We start from the raw sequence: 13,423 nt of genomic DNA, 5'->3' as shown, positions 1-13,423 counted from the left end.
GTTGAGCACACAACTCAGATGACCCTCTTTCGATGCGCGGCCAGTTATCCGCCCCGCACCTTCCATTATAAACCGCACAATCGGTATGCATTGCCTGAATCCTTTCGGGTAATCAGGCAAAGCTGTACGCCGCCGACAAATGAAATAGTCTGTGCGCTAGTACTTTCGGATTATCGAACTCCGTACTAATGGTTGTTGGCCATTCGGCGATAGTCGGTCTGGCGACCGACCAATTCGTCGTGCACGATCTCTAGCCGGATCTGCTCACATCGGTTTCGTTTCGTGAGATTCTCGAGTCGATGCAGCTCCTCGACCAACTCTGTCTCCGTCATCGCCTTTCTGACATCCTTCATCCGTTGAGCGCCTCCCGAACTCGTTGTTTCGTATCGGCGTACCCCGGGTCGGTGATCCCGTAATCAAGTCAGGGAGTCGGGCACATTGGCTGCTGAACCGTAGGGCTGTTGAGGCGATTGCCCGTAAGGCTGATGCGGGTCTGGACCATACGAATTGGGTCCTGCGAAGGCAGCGTCATGATGACTTCCTTCGGCTCTGCGCACACCCATCACCTGGGGGCTCTCCCATAGGACTACCAGAGCAACGCCCCCATACGGGCAGCTTGCGAAAACCCGCTACCTCAACCACACGACGATCCCAACGAACAACTCACCACAGGAATCACTGCCTACCCTTCACGTGGCAGGTGCCCAGCCCTGCGCGTGGCACGGGGAAGCCTGTTTTCCGCACGCACTGAGCGGGTAGCTCACCCAGATGAGCACCGGACACGCACCAACCGGCGACGGAGCCCGGCCGCAACGCCCACGCCCCGAACCGCGTCCCGAGGCCACTGCACCGCCACGCGCCGATTCAGAATGGAACTATCGCGTCCGCCACGAGACACCCACCCAACGTCTCGACCGCAACTGGTCCCACATCCTCCAAGAGCTCCGGGTAGTCCAGACCGGCATGCAGATCCTCACCGGCTTCCTCCTGACATTGCCCTTCCAACAACGCTTCTCGGATCTACAAGCTTTCGAGAAGGACTTGTATCTGATCACGCTGGCAATGTCTACGGCAGCGACGATCGTGCTCGTATCACCTGTCGCCATGCACCGCCTACTCTTCAGGCGTCACGCCCTCCCCGTCCTCGTCGAGCAGGGTCAACGATTCGCCGTCACCGGCCTTCTCCTACTCGGCGGCGCACTGACTGGCGTTCTCACCCTGACTTTCGATGTAGTCGTCAACAAAAGCACAGGCCTGATCGCCGGCGGCTGCGCCGTACTTCTGGCAATCACATTGTGGTGCTGCTACCCACTTCTCTTCGCACACCAACTGCATCTCGGCCGCCCCGAGAAACAACCCGACGAACCACAGCACCCACGCAACCACCATTAGACCGCGGATGCTGACGCATCACGCATCCGAATACACCACCGCCGATGTTTCAGCCCGCCGGCCCCTCGGTAACTACCCCACGCGGCGAACGGTTCGGTGAGTCGCACACAGGCCCTCACCCGCACTCTGTCACTCACGACGGTGGACACCTGACCCGAACAAACCGCACTCCAACACTTTTTGGTGTCGCCAACCGCACCGAAACGGGCGACGCACCGCCGCGCCTCCTATCCCCGAACGCTGCGACAGGCATCCCTCAACCGGCGAAAGGTTGTTCGGCTGCGAGTCGAGTGCGATGCTGCATCCCCCGAAGACCCGACCGTCACCACCGCATACCGGAAGTTCGGATCCGCCACACCCAGCCGATCAGCGCTCCCGGAAGTCCAGGCGCGCAACGACAGCCAACCCTATACACAACACGATCACCAGCACTGCAACATTGATCATCACGATCTCCCCTCTGGCAACCGTGTGGGGTCAGTCAGTCCCAACGCACGGTGAACCAGACTCATACGGCAGTCTGGGCGAGCCTGTCGAGAAGCAACTTCTTCCCGATCTCCGCACCCTTGGGGCTCTCGCTCTGGGCTTTACGGAACAGATCGGCCACTTCGCCGTCCCCGTCACGCTCGGCATCGTCGATGTAGGTCTGCATACGCAACGCATTACTCAACGACGCTTCGACGAACCAGATCAAGTTGTAGTCCTTGTCCCGTGTACCCGTCGCCGCACCGGATTCCAGCCCACTCATGGCCCTCTCTCCTTCTCTATTCCCGCCGACTTTCCCCTGTCCATGGCCATACCCCGCACAGACGACGTCCACGCGGCGCATCGGCAATCGTCAACGAACACCGCCCCCCACTCCCGGGAGAATCCGCGGCCGCCGACAGAACTGACGTGTACGCGCATCAGTCCTGACGCTGCACCGGTTTCACCATCCGCCTTGCCGGGTAATCCGCCCTGACGGCGGAACGCTGCCCAGGCAACGAGTCGCCGAACAGGGCCCTTCCCGGCAAGCACCAACCGGTAACGGCCCGCGCGCATCCCACACGACGCGAGCCAACGGGATACGCCCGATTCGTCGGCTGCCGTCACCAGCAGCCGGCGAATCGCCCACACCCAGCGAAACCCCCGAAAAGGTCGCCCGCAACCGGTCACACCTCGCTGACCGGAACTCCGCACACTGTGCTCTACGACAAAATTCGCCTCGCGGATAATCAGCAGCTGCGATTGGATAACATCCTCGTACGCAGCACCCGCAGAACACTGCCCCTACCTCGGCATCGCCGGTGAGAGCCGAGCCCGGGACGCACGCCGACTCTCAGCAGGCCTGCCGATGGATCGCCGCCACCGCGTGCACCGACGACGACGTCGCCCACATGCGCCGCCGCTACGGTTTCCCCACCGCACCCTGACCCGCGAACTCCCGGGGCTCGGCCACGGATCGACCTACTGCCGCTCCCAACTCGGTCCCAGCCGATACTCAGGACTTTGTTCCGGTGCCTTTCGGAACGAGAGCGCCTCGGTCGGCGTACATCGACTCGATACGAGCCTTGATCTCGGCAGTACTCATCGAACCGCTGTGCACAGCCGGCCACGAGTTCGATCTCGAAGTCTGAACGTTCATCTGAAAGGTCCTTCACACATTGAGGATTGAAGATTAGAAGCGGTTCGGCCGAACGGCGTCAGACCACACGACATGAGCCGGGTAGGTCCGTCTGATCGTTCGTCAGTAACGACCAGACGGACCCTGCACGCCCTTGCCGACGGGAAGGACGCACAACTGCACTCCGCCAACGGCGTCGATAGATTCCAGACGGGGAACTATCGACCCCCACCGGCGGACACACGCCACCGCCCATGGCGGGTGGGATTGCGCTCTCGACGAATCTACGCAGCGTGCAGAATCCGAGAAGAGGCGTCCTCGATACTCCGATTCGGTGTCATCGTCGACGTCGCGGCACCCGCGCTGCCCCCTGTGACGACCTGACGCCACCACGCTTCACGTTCCTCGGATTCCGGCCACACCACCACATCGAGGTCATCGACATCCATGCGAGTACTCCTTCATGTCCTCTGACCACCTGTTACCCCGCCTACGGTCCTGTAAACCCTTCACAGCTTCGACGTCGGATCGACCGTCGACTCCGCCACCAGCGCCGGGCTCGGCATGCCGATCTTCGGGCACCATGTGCCGCGGTGCCCGCCGGGAGGCAGTTTCGTGGGCAACAACGCCCCGAGGTGGTCGTAGCGCTGGACATGCAATCCCCCACTACTACCGCCGTTGGCCGCCGTCGCCGCCACGATCGCCTCGTTGTCCGAATCGAAGAACTCCTCGGCGGTCGATCCGTCCGCGAACGTGAACCTGTACCGTTCCATCACGCAACCTCGCCGTCTGTCGAAAGAAGCTGGTAGACCGAAAATAACTCGTAGACATTGTGTTCGGACGAAACTCTGCACGGTATGCGTTCACGCTGCGCGCCGGAAAAGGTGATTGCCGAGCCGGTCACACCTCTCGCACTTTCTACCGTCCAAGGCCTGTACCCGCTGCTGCTCGGTACTCGCAAAAGACGTCACAGTGTGTGAGCGTCTCGGCAACCACCGCGCAAGAACCCACGGACCCTGCCCGCAAGTCCTCACACCCGAGGGTCCCCCGCTGCGCCGTCGAGGGCCGGGCAACGAGAAACCCGCCCACGCCCCTAACCCTGTGGAGGGGAGCGTTGGGTCGCCCGAGGCCGCATCACCGGAACCCGATACGTATACCGGGACATCATGATCGGCGGGGCCACCAAGCCGGGGTCGAGGGTGCAGCCGGCAATCCGGGTGAGCAACACCCACGCCGCCGGAGTGAGCGCATCGGCGAGAATCCGATCCGAATCCTCCACCACGGCAGCATATTCCAGTTCGTGCCAGAGGCGGATACCCAGCCTCTCCCACTCCGAGTCGCCGCGCCGACCCCTGCCGGCTACTTCACGCTCATCCTCGGCGATGCGGTCGATCTCGACGTCATCGACCCCAGTCATTGTCGCTGCACCCTCTCGAAACCTGCTGTTGTGGACTGCGGACTGTTCCGGCGTGCTGTTCACGCATCGAGCTGCTTGCTCTCCTGCTTGTGGCCCACCTCCTTGCTGCTCCCGTTGCTGTTCCCGGCGCTGCTGATCTCGATCTTGCGGGGCTTGGCCCGCTCCGCGAGCGGGATCGTCAACCTCAGTACGCCCGCGTCGTAGCCGGCCTCGATATTGTCGGTGTCGAGGTTCTCGCCCAGGAACAGTTGACGACTGAATACCCCGCGCGGGCGCTCAGCGGCAATCATCTCCGCCTCGCTGGCGCGAACCGGCCGCTCGGCGTGCACCGTCAACACATTGCGGTCCACATCGAGGTCGAGTGAATCCGGGTCCATGCCGGGAAGATCGAACTCGACGACGAACTGCTCACCTTCCTGCCATGCATCCATCGGCATCACCGCCGGCTGCGAAGCAGTACCCAACAGCTGTCGGGTCAGGCGGTCAAGGTCACGGAAAGGATCGGTGCGCATCAACATTTTCGGTCACCTCCAGGAAAAGTCACTGGAACCGTTCACTGACTACCACCACCGCATCCACCGAACTTCTACAGTAGATGCTGTAGATTTGGTATATCATCAAACACACATCGGATCAAGAGCTTGCCCGCAGATATCGAAATTTCTTTGATGGGAGGACCATCATGGCGCGCAACCCCGCTATCGCCGAACCCCCTGGCCTGTACGCGATCTCGGTGACATCGGAGCTCTCCGGATTCACCGCCGGCACGCTGCGACTCTACGAACAGTACGGCCTGATCACCCCCGCCCGCACCCGCGGCGGTACCCGCCGCTACAACGACGAGGACCTTACTCGTCTGGGCCGCATCACAGAACTCATCGCCGACGGCATCAACCTCGTCGGCATCAAACGAGTCCTCGAACTCGAAGACAGCACCGCCCTACTACGCCGCGACAACACCCGGCTACGCGCAGACAACGCCCACCTACGCCGGAAAAACACACACGACACAGAGAAACGTCCGTGATCGCCCGACAGAGAAAGGGCCACCGCCATGGAAGACAACCGCATTCGCTCAGCCCTCGACGCGACACCCGACACCGACTACCTCGAACAAACCATCCCAGCCGACCCGAATGCAGTGGATGCCGTCGACCTCGAAGCCCTCACCACAGAACTCGACACCCCATGGCCGGCGCCCGAGGGAGATCTGCTCGAACAATCGACACCCGCCCCGCTCGACGACGAACGCTGAGGTTCCCTGTCCGACTGGTGCACTACACCAACCGGGCAGGGAACGCCCTGCCGACCCGAGGCATCTCTGTATCCGAATACGTTGTCTAACAGCTCTTTCGGGAACGACTGCACGACCGGGTCTGAGAGTGCATACGATACGAAAACTTCCCGGTAAGGATCACTTCATGCTCGTGCCACCTAGGAGGCTCTGCCTCACCGGGCATCCGGGTTCGCCAGCACCAACGACGAGTACGCCGCGGCGCTGATCCCTCGTCGCCGCGCGTTCTCCGCCAGCCGTGCAGTTGCGAGTTCGATCGAAATACCGTCGAGTTCGGCGATCATGCCGACTGCCTGTTCCACGTCGCCGCGGACCGCGATCAGCTTCTTGACCGCCGTCACCACCTGCGAATGACGATCCTGACGACTGTCCGTGGACAGAGTCAGAGCGGCCAAATCTGCCATCGACTGCCCGTATGCATTACTACGCTCCGCGCTGTGCCACGAATCGTGAGTAAAGACCACGAGTGATCCGAGCGATGTCCGACCCAACCTCATCGGAAAGCAGCGGCACCCGCCCAGCCCATGTTCGAGTCCTGAGCGACCGAATTTCCGCCACCGCTCCCCCACGTCTTTGAAGCTGTCGACCATCACAACCGCTCCGCTCTCAGCGCTCAGCGCAGCCGGACCCGATATGGCAAGAGTCCGGTCGGGAACGAACTCGGCATTTGCCGACTCCACCAACACATCGAGATAACCTTGCTCCCCGTTTCGCACGACGAGGACGCACCACACACCGCTCAGATTCTGTCTCGATCGCTCAACGATCGTCTCGAGTACACGCAGGGAATCGAAGTCGGTGGTGAGAAGATGAGTCACCTCGGCAATGCTCAATTGTATTGCGGGGGTGTTCATCCTGGGCTCCCATCGTCAAGTACTGCAGAGACATTGCGCGATCTTTCCGAATCAGATGTCATCCGTCGTCACCACCGTGTGCGAATCGGATCCGCCGATTCACGACATCTGCGGCGATCTCCCAAATCGGCCTCCCCGAGGAGTACGCGGCGGCTCGAAGCCGAGAAAGCGACTCTTCGACCGAGACACGAAGTTGGATCGCGATCATCCCGACTGCCTGGTTCACCTCGGGTCGGTGAAAGGCATTGACGAGCATCCCGGCGTCCAGATCACCGGTGACAGGAAGTTCGGCAAGAATCGCCATCGAAATCGCAGCGGCACTCGCAGTCGCCAATTCGATCTGCTCGTCGTCGAGGCCAATGGGATCGAGACGGTACAGTTCGAGCACACCGAAGACATCACCTCCGCCCCTGAGCGGAAAGGCGAACACCGATCCGACACCGGCTTTGTCTGCCTCGCTGGCAAACCCCGGCCAGATGTCATTGGCGGAATCACTGGAAGTGTCGTTGCAGAACATCGGTCGCTCAGTTGTAAATGCATCAACGCACGGACCGTCACCGCCGGTGAACTGTAGTTCGTCGAGATGTTGTGCCACCGAGTCCGTCGCGTACATCAATTCCCTCGACGAAGAGCTGCTGAGCACTGTGATCGCCGCCCCTTGAACTTCCGCCAGCCTCAAACACTGTCGACACAGTTTCGCGGTCATCGGCAACTCGACTGATGCGCGGCGCCCTCTCTCACTTTCGGATTCGTCGGGAAATTCGGGTGTGTCCTGACTTCCTCTCGGATCTGCATTCACAGGACGCACCTCCTCAGTCGCCTTCACGGGACACACACGGCGCCTGGTCACTCCGATCCGGCGTAAAGTCGAGATTACCGAATAGAGGTACTTCTCAGGCGCGCGGCCGAGTCGGCCGCGTCGGTGCCACTTTTCGTTGGTGGACCACTTCCACCGCGCGGATCGGGCAAGAAATCATGAACTTCGACAGTTCTCATCCGCGCGCGCGACCGTCGGCCGCCTTCGTACGAGCACAAGGTCGCGAGCCGCGACTCATCGATCGCCTCGAACAATCTCTCTCCATACCGGCTGATTCCCCGGATCGAGTCGTGGAGTTGATGATTCGATGCACGATCGCCGCCGTCGAGTTGGTTGTCGGTGTTGATCACGCCGGTGTCACGGCATCCCTGGACAGCGAACCGTTCACCCTCGCCCCTACCGATGAACGTGTAGAAGAATTCGATCGCACGCAATATCTCCTCGGTGACGGACCCTGCCTGTCAGCATCGCGCACGGGTCGGTCGGTCCGAATGTCGGTCAAACAATTAGGCACACGGTGGCCAACTCTCGGCATTGCTGCGCGCAACGCCGGATTGGAAGGTTTTCTCGCGATACCACTGTTCAACGCCGACGTGCCGGTCGGGTCGCTGAACCTGTACTCGCATTCAGCGGTGGCAGAGACGGACCGGGACCGCGATCTCGTCGTCGTCATCGCCGAATATCTGGGAGCGGGGCTCGACGCCATCGCAACAGACCATCGACTCGAACATGCCGCCAACGCCCTGCGCCGAGGAATCGACTCACGTGCCGACATCGAACGAGCAGTCGGAATCTTAATGATCCGCCGCAATACAGACCCCCAGACCGCGCTTTCCGAACTACAGGCTTCAGCACGTCATCAGTCGCGGGATTTACTGGACGTTGCACGTCAGACAATCATTTCAGCCGACGACCAACGCACATAGAGCTTCCGATCGACCGGTCAGAACGCTGCGACGGCACGAAGCGGCGTGCCGTCGATAGGCGGGAGAACTCACCATCGCCGCGTTCGAGGGGCCTCGTCATCTCTAGGTGTGCGCACGCTCGCTAACAATTCCTCCGCGACGACCCTGACTTTCGTATTGCTGCGTCGGGACGTCTCGACCAACATCGCGAACGCCCCATCCGCATCGACACCGTGCACCGCCATCAACACCCCCTTCGCCTGATCGATCACCGCCCGCGAATCGAGAGCACGCTCAAAGTTCCTTTCGCTGGGTGTAAGAGTCAGACGGCGTCTACGGTATGGCCGGCCGAGTGGAACGTGTTGGCGGTGATGCCGCCGCTGTCGAGCAGCCAGCGTTCGGCGTCGATTGCTGCGGCGCATCCGGCGCGGACAGCGGTGATCGCCTGACCTGTCGGTGTTCGGTTCTGCCGGGGTATCACCGAAAGAAATGCCGCTTCGAGCGGCCGCTTGCCGATAAGCGCAAGACGGGCACCGATCCTGAAAAGCCACTGGACACCTTCGGTGCCGGCGGCTTCGTCATATCTGGGCCAGGGAGACGGGTTGCATCAGATGCAAGATTGATGCTTCTGATGTGGTGCCAATTGCCCTTCGTTTCCGGTGGTCAGTGTCGTCCGGGGAGGTCGACTGGCGGATGTGCAGGATTCGAAACGGGCGGTATTCATAGCCAGGAAGCCGCACCGCTATAGATCGTGGCTCCTCGTACGGGTTGCTGGGGATTTCCATTCCCCGGCGCTATACGCTCACTTCGATCGAGTCCTGTTGCAGAACCGTCAACAGCGTTAAGCTCGATGTTTGACCGCCGATCCACTGCGTAGTTGAAAACGGCTGGGCAGTTGAACGGTTTGTCAGGCTATGCGGGTGTGCGACCGTGGCTCTCACCAGGAGCAGCCTGCACCCCTCAGGTACAGGAGCACACTCACGTGACGTCCTTCGAGCGGGCCATCCTTTCACCGGCCGCAACGACACCTTCACTGTCCGTCTCCGCATCACCTGACCAACTCCCAGTACTGCGATCACTGATCCGGACCGTGGCCGCCCACTATGCACTCTCGCTGAGCAGGTTGTCAGACCTGGTCCTCGCGGCAGACGAAGCTGCAACCATTCTCATCTCCCGTGCTCTCCCCTTCAGCACCTTGACGTGCACATTCGACGGAAACGTCGCCACTGTGCAGGTAATCCTCTCGACGACAACGACGGGTCAGATCACCACGAGCACCTCGTCCTTCATATGGCACGTCCTTGACACTCTGGCCGACGGCGTAGTCCTCGAGCAGGTCCCGCCCACCCTTCCAGAGAAAAACTGGATGGCCACGATCACACTCACCAAGGCGTTGCAGGCGGGTTCGTGACCCCGCCCGGCCTCGAGGACAACGAGTACACGCAGGTCACCGCTCTGTTCGTGCGCCTTGCCGCCCTGCCCGCCGACGATCTCGATTTCGAACGGCTTCGCACCGAAATCATCGAAATCTGTCTGCCCCTCGCCGATCACATTGCCCGGCGGTATCGAGGACGAGGCCAGTCACACGAGGATCTCGTCCAAGTCGCCAGTCTGGGTCTGGTCAATGCAGTCAATCGCTTCGACCTTGCGAAAGGTAAAGATTTTCTGTCCTTTGCCGTCCCGACGATGATGGGTGAGGTGCGCAGGCACTTTCGTGACCGGGGTTGGGATGTCCGAGTTCCACGCTCACTCCAGGAGAATTACCTAAGCCTCAAAAGGTCGCGAGCCACGCTCACCCAGACTCTCGGTCGCGAGCCCACGATCCCCGAGCTCGCGGCAGATCTGGGTGTCGAACCGGCCGACATCGTGAACATCGCGGCGGCCGGAGATTCCTATCATTCCGCATCGCTAGACGCCGTCACTGCGCCCGACGGGGCGTCAATCGGAGACACGCTCGGCGAGTACGACGCCGCGCTCGACGGAATCGACAACCACGAAACCCTCCGGCCTGCGCTCCTCGCTCTGCCTGAACGCGAACGGACAATCCTCGTGTACCGGTTCTTCGGGGAACTGACTCAATCGGAAATCGCCGAGAAGGTCGGCCTTTCCCAGATGCATGTTTCACGATTGCTCAGCCGGTCTCTCGAGTCCCTGCGCCGCGAAATCGGCGAAGTCACCAATTGAGGGACGATGGGCACGAAACAGGACGGACAAGGAAGCTCGCCCCGGTCCGCGGTAACTCGAAGGACTCACTCGACTGCTTTCGGATGATGGTGTGATGTGCTCCCGATTCGATCGTGTGCCCATGAGTTCGGCCTGATCCGGCACTGAATCATAGGTTCTGCAGGCGAAGCGGACGCATACGGTGGACAAGATGGCTCAGGACGCACTTTCGTGATCTTCGAGTCCACCGGCCATGCGTAGTTTCTTTGAGGTCTTTGCCGAGTTCGAGGTGCTCTTTCGAGAGCTGCTTCATCAGGTCGGCGAGGCCGTCTGCGATGGCATTGAGTTTGTGCTGAACGGCGTCGTCGGAGCGTTTCTGGGTGTTTTGGAGCAACGCCACGAGGAGGAATGTGACGATGGTGGTGACGGTGGTGATGATCAGTTGCCAGGTGACGATGGTGCCCAACAGGAAAAATGACGGAGCCCAGAGCACAACCGTGACATGTCAGATGCGCAATGGACGTGAGTTCCGCGGTGACCGAGGGGCCGGCGCCGCAGCGTCAGTAGTAGTGCCGCCGACCACCGACAGCATGTCCGGCGGCGCCGAGCGCGAACAGAACGACCCCGATCACCACGAGAATGATGCCGATCGTCCACAGGATCGAGATGCCAGTCAAGAAGCCGACGATCAACAAGACAATTCCGAGAATGATCATGGACCCTCCTTCGACACGGATCACCCATCGAGGGCGACGTACCCGCTGGTCACAGTCCTCAAACACTTGGAACGGGCTGGGCGCAGGTACGGCCGTGCCTGATGCGACCGACTCCTCGACTGCTTTCGGGTGGTGACACAGGGTGCCTTGTTTTCCGGTTTGATCGTCCACCTCACGGGTAGCACCTGTACGAGACCGGACCCTCAGTTCAAAGGCACAGTGGGAGGACGCACCAGTGGCTCGCCAAGACTCACAACCCCAACTCAAGGATCAGGACCTCTACGAAGAATTACGAAAGAAAGGGGATTCGAAGCAGAAGGCGGCACGGATTTCCAACGCGGCCGCCAATCGTGGGCGGTCGAGTGTGGGTAAATCCGGGGGCAAGTCTTCGCCGTACGAAGACTGGACGGTGGAGGAATTGAAGAAGCGTGCCAAAGAGCTGGATCTTCACGGTTATTCGAAACTCAAGAAGAGCGAACTGATCGATACCCTCCGAAATCACTGAACCTCGCCCTTGGCGTCAGGTCCACCCCGACACTCGGCTTCTGTGTACGAATCGCCATGCGACACCGCTCGGTCCGAAGCGCAGAAATCATGCCAGTATGGCCACCGCGGCGATGACGAAAACGATGACAACCAACGCGACCGCGACCATCGCTGCAATTCCGGTTCCTGAAAAGCGTTTGACGGTCGCGGGTTCGGGTTCGGACAATCCCGACGTCTGGGGAGCATCGGGCGGGGTGCTCCCCGGCTTGACCCCGCCTCCGGGTTCCAGGTCAGGGGTATTGTCCGGATCTGGTTCGGGCGGTGTAGAAGTCACGATGTACCTCCCGGTCAACTTCCCTCGGAAGTCCTCGTCGATGCCTGGGGCTGCCGAAGCGTGTCGGTCAGTGTCGCGCAGAACGCCGGTAAATCATCGGGGTTGCGGCTCGATATCAACGTATTCGGTCCTGAAGTACAGACCACGACTTCTTCGTCCACCCACGTGCCGCCCGCATTCGTGATATCGGTACGCAAACTAGGCCACGACGTCAGCGTGCGACCGGCGACCACGCCGGCTTCGACCAGCGTCCACGGTCCGTGGCAGATCACTGCGACAGGCTTCCCGGCGTCGAAGAAACTCCGGGCGAACGCCACCGCCCCTGGATTCACACGAAGGAAATCAGGGTTGGCCACACCACCGGGTAGGACGAGTGCGTCGTATTCCGACGACTTCGCCGACTCGACCACCGCATCCACGTCGAAGACGTCAGCTTTGTCGAGATGATTGAATGCCTGAATAGTTCCGGATTTTGTCGAAACAATCGACGGCTGAGCGTGTTCGGCAACCAACGCATCCCACGGGTCCGTCAACTCGATTTGTTCGACTCCCTCCGTCGCCACGAGGAATGCCACTTTCTTTCCTGCGAGTAGTCGACTCATGCTTGAACGTCCTCCCTCATCTTCGTCACAACCGTCGAGCGACTGCTCAGCTGGATGCGCCCTCGGTGTCGTCGAAGAACGACCATTCACCGTCATGCTGGACTTCCATGCGCCATCCCAGTTCCGAGTTGTCGGCGCGGGCATCGACGAACCAGGCATGCGCATCGTCAGCGCTGTCGATCTCGCGCGTCGCGGTGACGTCGCCTGCAGGATTGATCACTCTGTAAGTAGCCATTCGGGTCGGCTTCCCCAGCCGATGCTTCTTCAATCATCGACTGCGACGACGGCGTATCAACCCGTACCGTCACCATGGACGCTCAGGCGCTGACCCCGCGCGTCGTACGCCGACTGTACGGTTCACACACGAAGTGCGCGAGGCGATCAGAGAGGTCGCTGGTATGCGACCTGAGCCGTCAGAAACAGATTTACGACTTGGGGATCCCCGCATCTCCCCGATACGCAAACCGTCGACGATCATCTCGAGCCGAAGAGCGAAGCCATCGGAAGTCCAGACACATCACCACACCCATGCCGATACTCAGCATCACAAGCAACAGAACAACATTCAGCACCGTGCATCCACCCTTCTATGAGGCCGGCTCTCAGGCCGCCGTCACGCCGCGAAACGCAGCGGGCTTCCATTCGTGCCTGCGGAGGCCGTGGAATCCTTGGCACACGGCAAGTCTCCGACATCTCTTGCCACACGGCGGTCTTCGAAAGGTGCGATTCCCACGATCTCGCGCCACCACCTTTCGTGCTCTTCGGACTCCGTCCACGACGCGACATCCACCACAAGCCCTCCTTCACCGACCCCCGATTTGTTACCCAGCTCACGCACTG

21 protein-coding genes and 2 pseudogenes are annotated in these 13,423 nt (G+C 60.7%); 7 read left to right on the top strand and 16 right to left on the bottom strand.

Translation table 11 applies throughout. The features are described 5' to 3' along the window. Nucleotides 1–185: 185 nt before the first annotated feature. A complete protein-coding gene (locus RHP72_RS00365) occupies nt 186–353 on the bottom strand; it encodes a hypothetical protein (protein WP_156888899.1) in 168 nt (55 codons plus the stop codon). A 415-nt stretch (nt 354–768) separates the two neighbouring features. Here RHP72_RS00365 and RHP72_RS00360 point away from each other — a divergent pair, with 415 nt between their 5' ends. Next, nucleotides 769–1,392 carry a DUF6328 family protein gene (locus RHP72_RS00360; protein ID WP_223304630.1) on the top strand — a complete coding sequence of 208 codons (624 nt, stop codon included), beginning with the start codon at nt 769–771 and terminating at the stop codon, nt 1,390–1,392. 508 nt (nt 1,393–1,900) lie between these two features. On the opposite strand, the gene RHP72_RS00355 is transcribed toward RHP72_RS00360, so the two are convergent. The 6 genes from RHP72_RS00355 to RHP72_RS00330 form a co-directional block, all read right to left on the bottom strand. Then, nucleotides 1,901–2,140 (bottom strand): hypothetical protein, encoded by a 240-nt coding sequence (locus RHP72_RS00355; protein WP_042445260.1) that lies wholly within the window; start codon nt 2,138–2,140, stop codon nt 1,901–1,903. Nucleotides 2,141–2,872: 732 nt separating this feature from the next. Continuing rightward, nucleotides 2,873–3,016: a hypothetical protein gene (locus RHP72_RS00350; protein ID WP_164490684.1), complete on the bottom strand. Its 144-nt coding sequence runs from the start codon at nt 3,014–3,016 to the stop codon at nt 2,873–2,875. Between the two features lie 263 nt (nt 3,017–3,279). Then, nucleotides 3,280–3,444, bottom strand: a complete 165-nt coding sequence (locus RHP72_RS00345; RefSeq protein WP_156423042.1) for a hypothetical protein — start codon at nt 3,442–3,444, stop codon at nt 3,280–3,282. Nucleotides 3,445–3,504: 60 nt separating this feature from the next. After that, a complete protein-coding gene (locus tag RHP72_RS00340; RefSeq protein WP_054781739.1) occupies nt 3,505–3,768 on the bottom strand; it encodes a hypothetical protein in 264 nt (87 codons plus the stop codon). Between the two features lie 320 nt (nt 3,769–4,088). Then, nucleotides 4,089–4,475 (bottom strand): hypothetical protein, encoded by a 387-nt coding sequence (locus tag RHP72_RS00335; protein ID WP_058036960.1) that lies wholly within the window; start codon nt 4,473–4,475, stop codon nt 4,089–4,091. Beyond that, the gene (locus RHP72_RS00330) at nt 4,472–4,930 is read right to left on the bottom strand and encodes an Hsp20/alpha crystallin family protein (RefSeq protein WP_058036959.1); all 459 of its coding nucleotides are present in this window, start codon (nt 4,928–4,930) and stop codon (nt 4,472–4,474) included. The genes RHP72_RS00335 and RHP72_RS00330 overlap by 4 nt, the downstream gene beginning before the upstream one ends. A gap of 164 nt (nt 4,931–5,094) precedes the next feature. Here RHP72_RS00330 and RHP72_RS00325 point away from each other — a divergent pair, with 164 nt between their 5' ends. Beyond that, nucleotides 5,095–5,439, top strand: coding sequence for a MerR family transcriptional regulator (locus RHP72_RS00325; RefSeq protein WP_054781737.1), 345 nt, complete (start codon nt 5,095–5,097; stop codon nt 5,437–5,439). A 27-nt stretch (nt 5,440–5,466) separates the two neighbouring features. Continuing rightward, nucleotides 5,467–5,667: a hypothetical protein gene (locus RHP72_RS00320; protein WP_042445278.1), complete on the top strand. Its 201-nt coding sequence runs from the start codon at nt 5,467–5,469 to the stop codon at nt 5,665–5,667. A gap of 194 nt (nt 5,668–5,861) precedes the next feature. Here RHP72_RS00320 and RHP72_RS00315 read toward each other — a convergent pair whose 3' ends face one another. Beyond that, complete coding sequence (locus RHP72_RS00315) at nt 5,862–6,560, bottom strand: GAF domain-containing protein (RefSeq protein ID WP_042445280.1); 699 nt, start codon at nt 6,558–6,560, stop codon at nt 5,862–5,864. Nucleotides 6,561–6,618: 58 nt separating this feature from the next. After that, the gene (locus tag RHP72_RS00310; RefSeq protein ID WP_075835087.1) at nt 6,619–7,266 is read right to left on the bottom strand and encodes a GAF and ANTAR domain-containing protein; all 648 of its coding nucleotides are present in this window, start codon (nt 7,264–7,266) and stop codon (nt 6,619–6,621) included. A 269-nt stretch (nt 7,267–7,535) separates the two neighbouring features. On the opposite strand from RHP72_RS00310, the gene RHP72_RS00305 reads away from it, so the two are divergent. Then, nucleotides 7,536–8,303 carry a GAF and ANTAR domain-containing protein gene (locus tag RHP72_RS00305; protein ID WP_058036957.1) on the top strand — a complete coding sequence of 256 codons (768 nt, stop codon included), beginning with the start codon at nt 7,536–7,538 and terminating at the stop codon, nt 8,301–8,303. Nucleotides 8,304–8,371: 68 nt separating this feature from the next. Here RHP72_RS00305 and RHP72_RS00300 read toward each other — a convergent pair whose 3' ends face one another. Both RHP72_RS00300 and RHP72_RS00295 read right to left on the bottom strand, forming a co-directional pair. Next, on the bottom strand, nt 8,372–8,608 hold the full coding sequence (locus RHP72_RS00300) for an ANTAR domain-containing protein (RefSeq protein WP_311094910.1): 237 nt from the start codon (nt 8,606–8,608) through the stop codon (nt 8,372–8,374). Next, a pseudogene (locus RHP72_RS00295) lies at nt 8,605–8,730 on the bottom strand (thioredoxin-disulfide reductase); the annotation flags it as partial. The gene RHP72_RS00300 and the pseudogene RHP72_RS00295, both read right to left, overlap by 4 nt. A gap of 534 nt (nt 8,731–9,264) precedes the next feature. Here RHP72_RS00295 and RHP72_RS00290 point away from each other — a divergent pair. Continuing rightward, nucleotides 9,265–9,693, top strand: a complete 429-nt coding sequence (locus RHP72_RS00290) for an ATP-binding protein (protein ID WP_139799826.1) — start codon at nt 9,265–9,267, stop codon at nt 9,691–9,693. Then, nucleotides 9,690–10,466 carry a SigB/SigF/SigG family RNA polymerase sigma factor gene (locus tag RHP72_RS00285; protein WP_063315324.1) on the top strand — a complete coding sequence of 259 codons (777 nt, stop codon included), beginning with the start codon at nt 9,690–9,692 and terminating at the stop codon, nt 10,464–10,466. The genes RHP72_RS00290 and RHP72_RS00285 overlap by 4 nt, the downstream gene beginning before the upstream one ends. A 195-nt stretch (nt 10,467–10,661) precedes the next feature. Here RHP72_RS00285 and RHP72_RS00280 read toward each other — a convergent pair. Then, nucleotides 10,662–10,947, bottom strand: a pseudogene (locus tag RHP72_RS00280) (low affinity iron permease family protein); the annotation flags it as partial. A gap of 58 nt (nt 10,948–11,005) precedes the next feature. Beyond that, nucleotides 11,006–11,161, bottom strand: a complete 156-nt coding sequence (locus RHP72_RS00275) for a DUF6131 family protein (RefSeq protein ID WP_087503864.1) — start codon at nt 11,159–11,161, stop codon at nt 11,006–11,008. 235 nt (nt 11,162–11,396) lie between these two features. Between RHP72_RS00275 and RHP72_RS00270 the strand changes: the two genes are divergently transcribed. Beyond that, nucleotides 11,397–11,666 (top strand): Rho termination factor N-terminal domain-containing protein, encoded by a 270-nt coding sequence (locus tag RHP72_RS00270; protein WP_054781729.1) that lies wholly within the window; start codon nt 11,397–11,399, stop codon nt 11,664–11,666. Nucleotides 11,667–11,753: 87 nt separating this feature from the next. Here the strand turns inward: RHP72_RS00270 and RHP72_RS00265 are convergent, their stop codons facing one another. Genes RHP72_RS00265 through RHP72_RS00255 form a run of 3 tightly spaced genes read right to left on the bottom strand, consistent with a single transcriptional unit; the run spans nt 11,754 to nt 12,818 of the window. Beyond that, on the bottom strand, nt 11,754–11,981 hold the full coding sequence (locus RHP72_RS00265; RefSeq protein WP_054781741.1) for a DUF6480 family protein: 228 nt from the start codon (nt 11,979–11,981) through the stop codon (nt 11,754–11,756). A 14-nt stretch (nt 11,982–11,995) separates the two neighbouring features. Then, the gene (locus RHP72_RS00260; protein ID WP_054781740.1) at nt 11,996–12,583 is read right to left on the bottom strand and encodes a type 1 glutamine amidotransferase domain-containing protein; all 588 of its coding nucleotides are present in this window, start codon (nt 12,581–12,583) and stop codon (nt 11,996–11,998) included. Between the two features lie 46 nt (nt 12,584–12,629). Then, the gene (locus RHP72_RS00255; protein ID WP_058036953.1) at nt 12,630–12,818 is read right to left on the bottom strand and encodes a hypothetical protein; all 189 of its coding nucleotides are present in this window, start codon (nt 12,816–12,818) and stop codon (nt 12,630–12,632) included. Nucleotides 12,819–13,423 lie beyond the last annotated feature (605 nt).

Origin of the sequence: Rhodococcus sp. SG20037, assembly GCF_031763325.1 — a bacterium.
Classification (GTDB): domain Bacteria; phylum Actinomycetota; class Actinomycetes; order Mycobacteriales; family Mycobacteriaceae; genus Rhodococcus_F; species Rhodococcus_F qingshengii.
This window is presented reverse-complemented; position numbering and strand designations above follow the sequence as displayed.

Excerpts from the sequence above, each read along its gene's own strand:
- RHP72_RS00365 (WP_156888899.1), bottom strand. The coding sequence starts at position 353 with ATGAAGGATGTCAGAAAGGCGATGACGGAGACAGAGTTGGTCGAGGAG.
- RHP72_RS00360 (WP_223304630.1), top strand. The coding sequence starts at position 769 with ATGAGCACCGGACACGCACCAACCGGCGACGGAGCCCGGCCGCAACGC.
- RHP72_RS00355 (WP_042445260.1), bottom strand. The coding sequence starts at position 2,140 with ATGAGTGGGCTGGAATCCGGTGCGGCGACGGGTACACGGGACAAGGAC.
- RHP72_RS00350 (WP_164490684.1), bottom strand. The coding sequence starts at position 3,016 with ATGAACGTTCAGACTTCGAGATCGAACTCGTGGCCGGCTGTGCACAGC.
- RHP72_RS00345 (WP_156423042.1), bottom strand. The coding sequence starts at position 3,444 with ATGGATGTCGATGACCTCGATGTGGTGGTGTGGCCGGAATCCGAGGAA.
- RHP72_RS00340 (WP_054781739.1), bottom strand. The coding sequence starts at position 3,768 with ATGGAACGGTACAGGTTCACGTTCGCGGACGGATCGACCGCCGAGGAG.
- RHP72_RS00330 (WP_058036959.1), bottom strand. The coding sequence starts at position 4,930 with ATGTTGATGCGCACCGATCCTTTCCGTGACCTTGACCGCCTGACCCGA.
- RHP72_RS00325 (WP_054781737.1), top strand. The coding sequence starts at position 5,095 with ATGGCGCGCAACCCCGCTATCGCCGAACCCCCTGGCCTGTACGCGATC.
- RHP72_RS00320 (WP_042445278.1), top strand. The coding sequence starts at position 5,467 with ATGGAAGACAACCGCATTCGCTCAGCCCTCGACGCGACACCCGACACC.
- RHP72_RS00315 (WP_042445280.1), bottom strand. The coding sequence starts at position 6,560 with ATGAACACCCCCGCAATACAATTGAGCATTGCCGAGGTGACTCATCTT.
- RHP72_RS00310 (WP_075835087.1), bottom strand. The coding sequence starts at position 7,266 with ATGACCGCGAAACTGTGTCGACAGTGTTTGAGGCTGGCGGAAGTTCAA.
- RHP72_RS00305 (WP_058036957.1), top strand. The coding sequence starts at position 7,536 with ATGAACTTCGACAGTTCTCATCCGCGCGCGCGACCGTCGGCCGCCTTC.
- RHP72_RS00275 (WP_087503864.1), bottom strand. The coding sequence starts at position 11,161 with ATGATCATTCTCGGAATTGTCTTGTTGATCGTCGGCTTCTTGACTGGC.
- RHP72_RS00260 (WP_054781740.1), bottom strand. The coding sequence starts at position 12,583 with ATGAGTCGACTACTCGCAGGAAAGAAAGTGGCATTCCTCGTGGCGACG.
- RHP72_RS00255 (WP_058036953.1), bottom strand. The coding sequence starts at position 12,818 with ATGGCTACTTACAGAGTGATCAATCCTGCAGGCGACGTCACCGCGACG.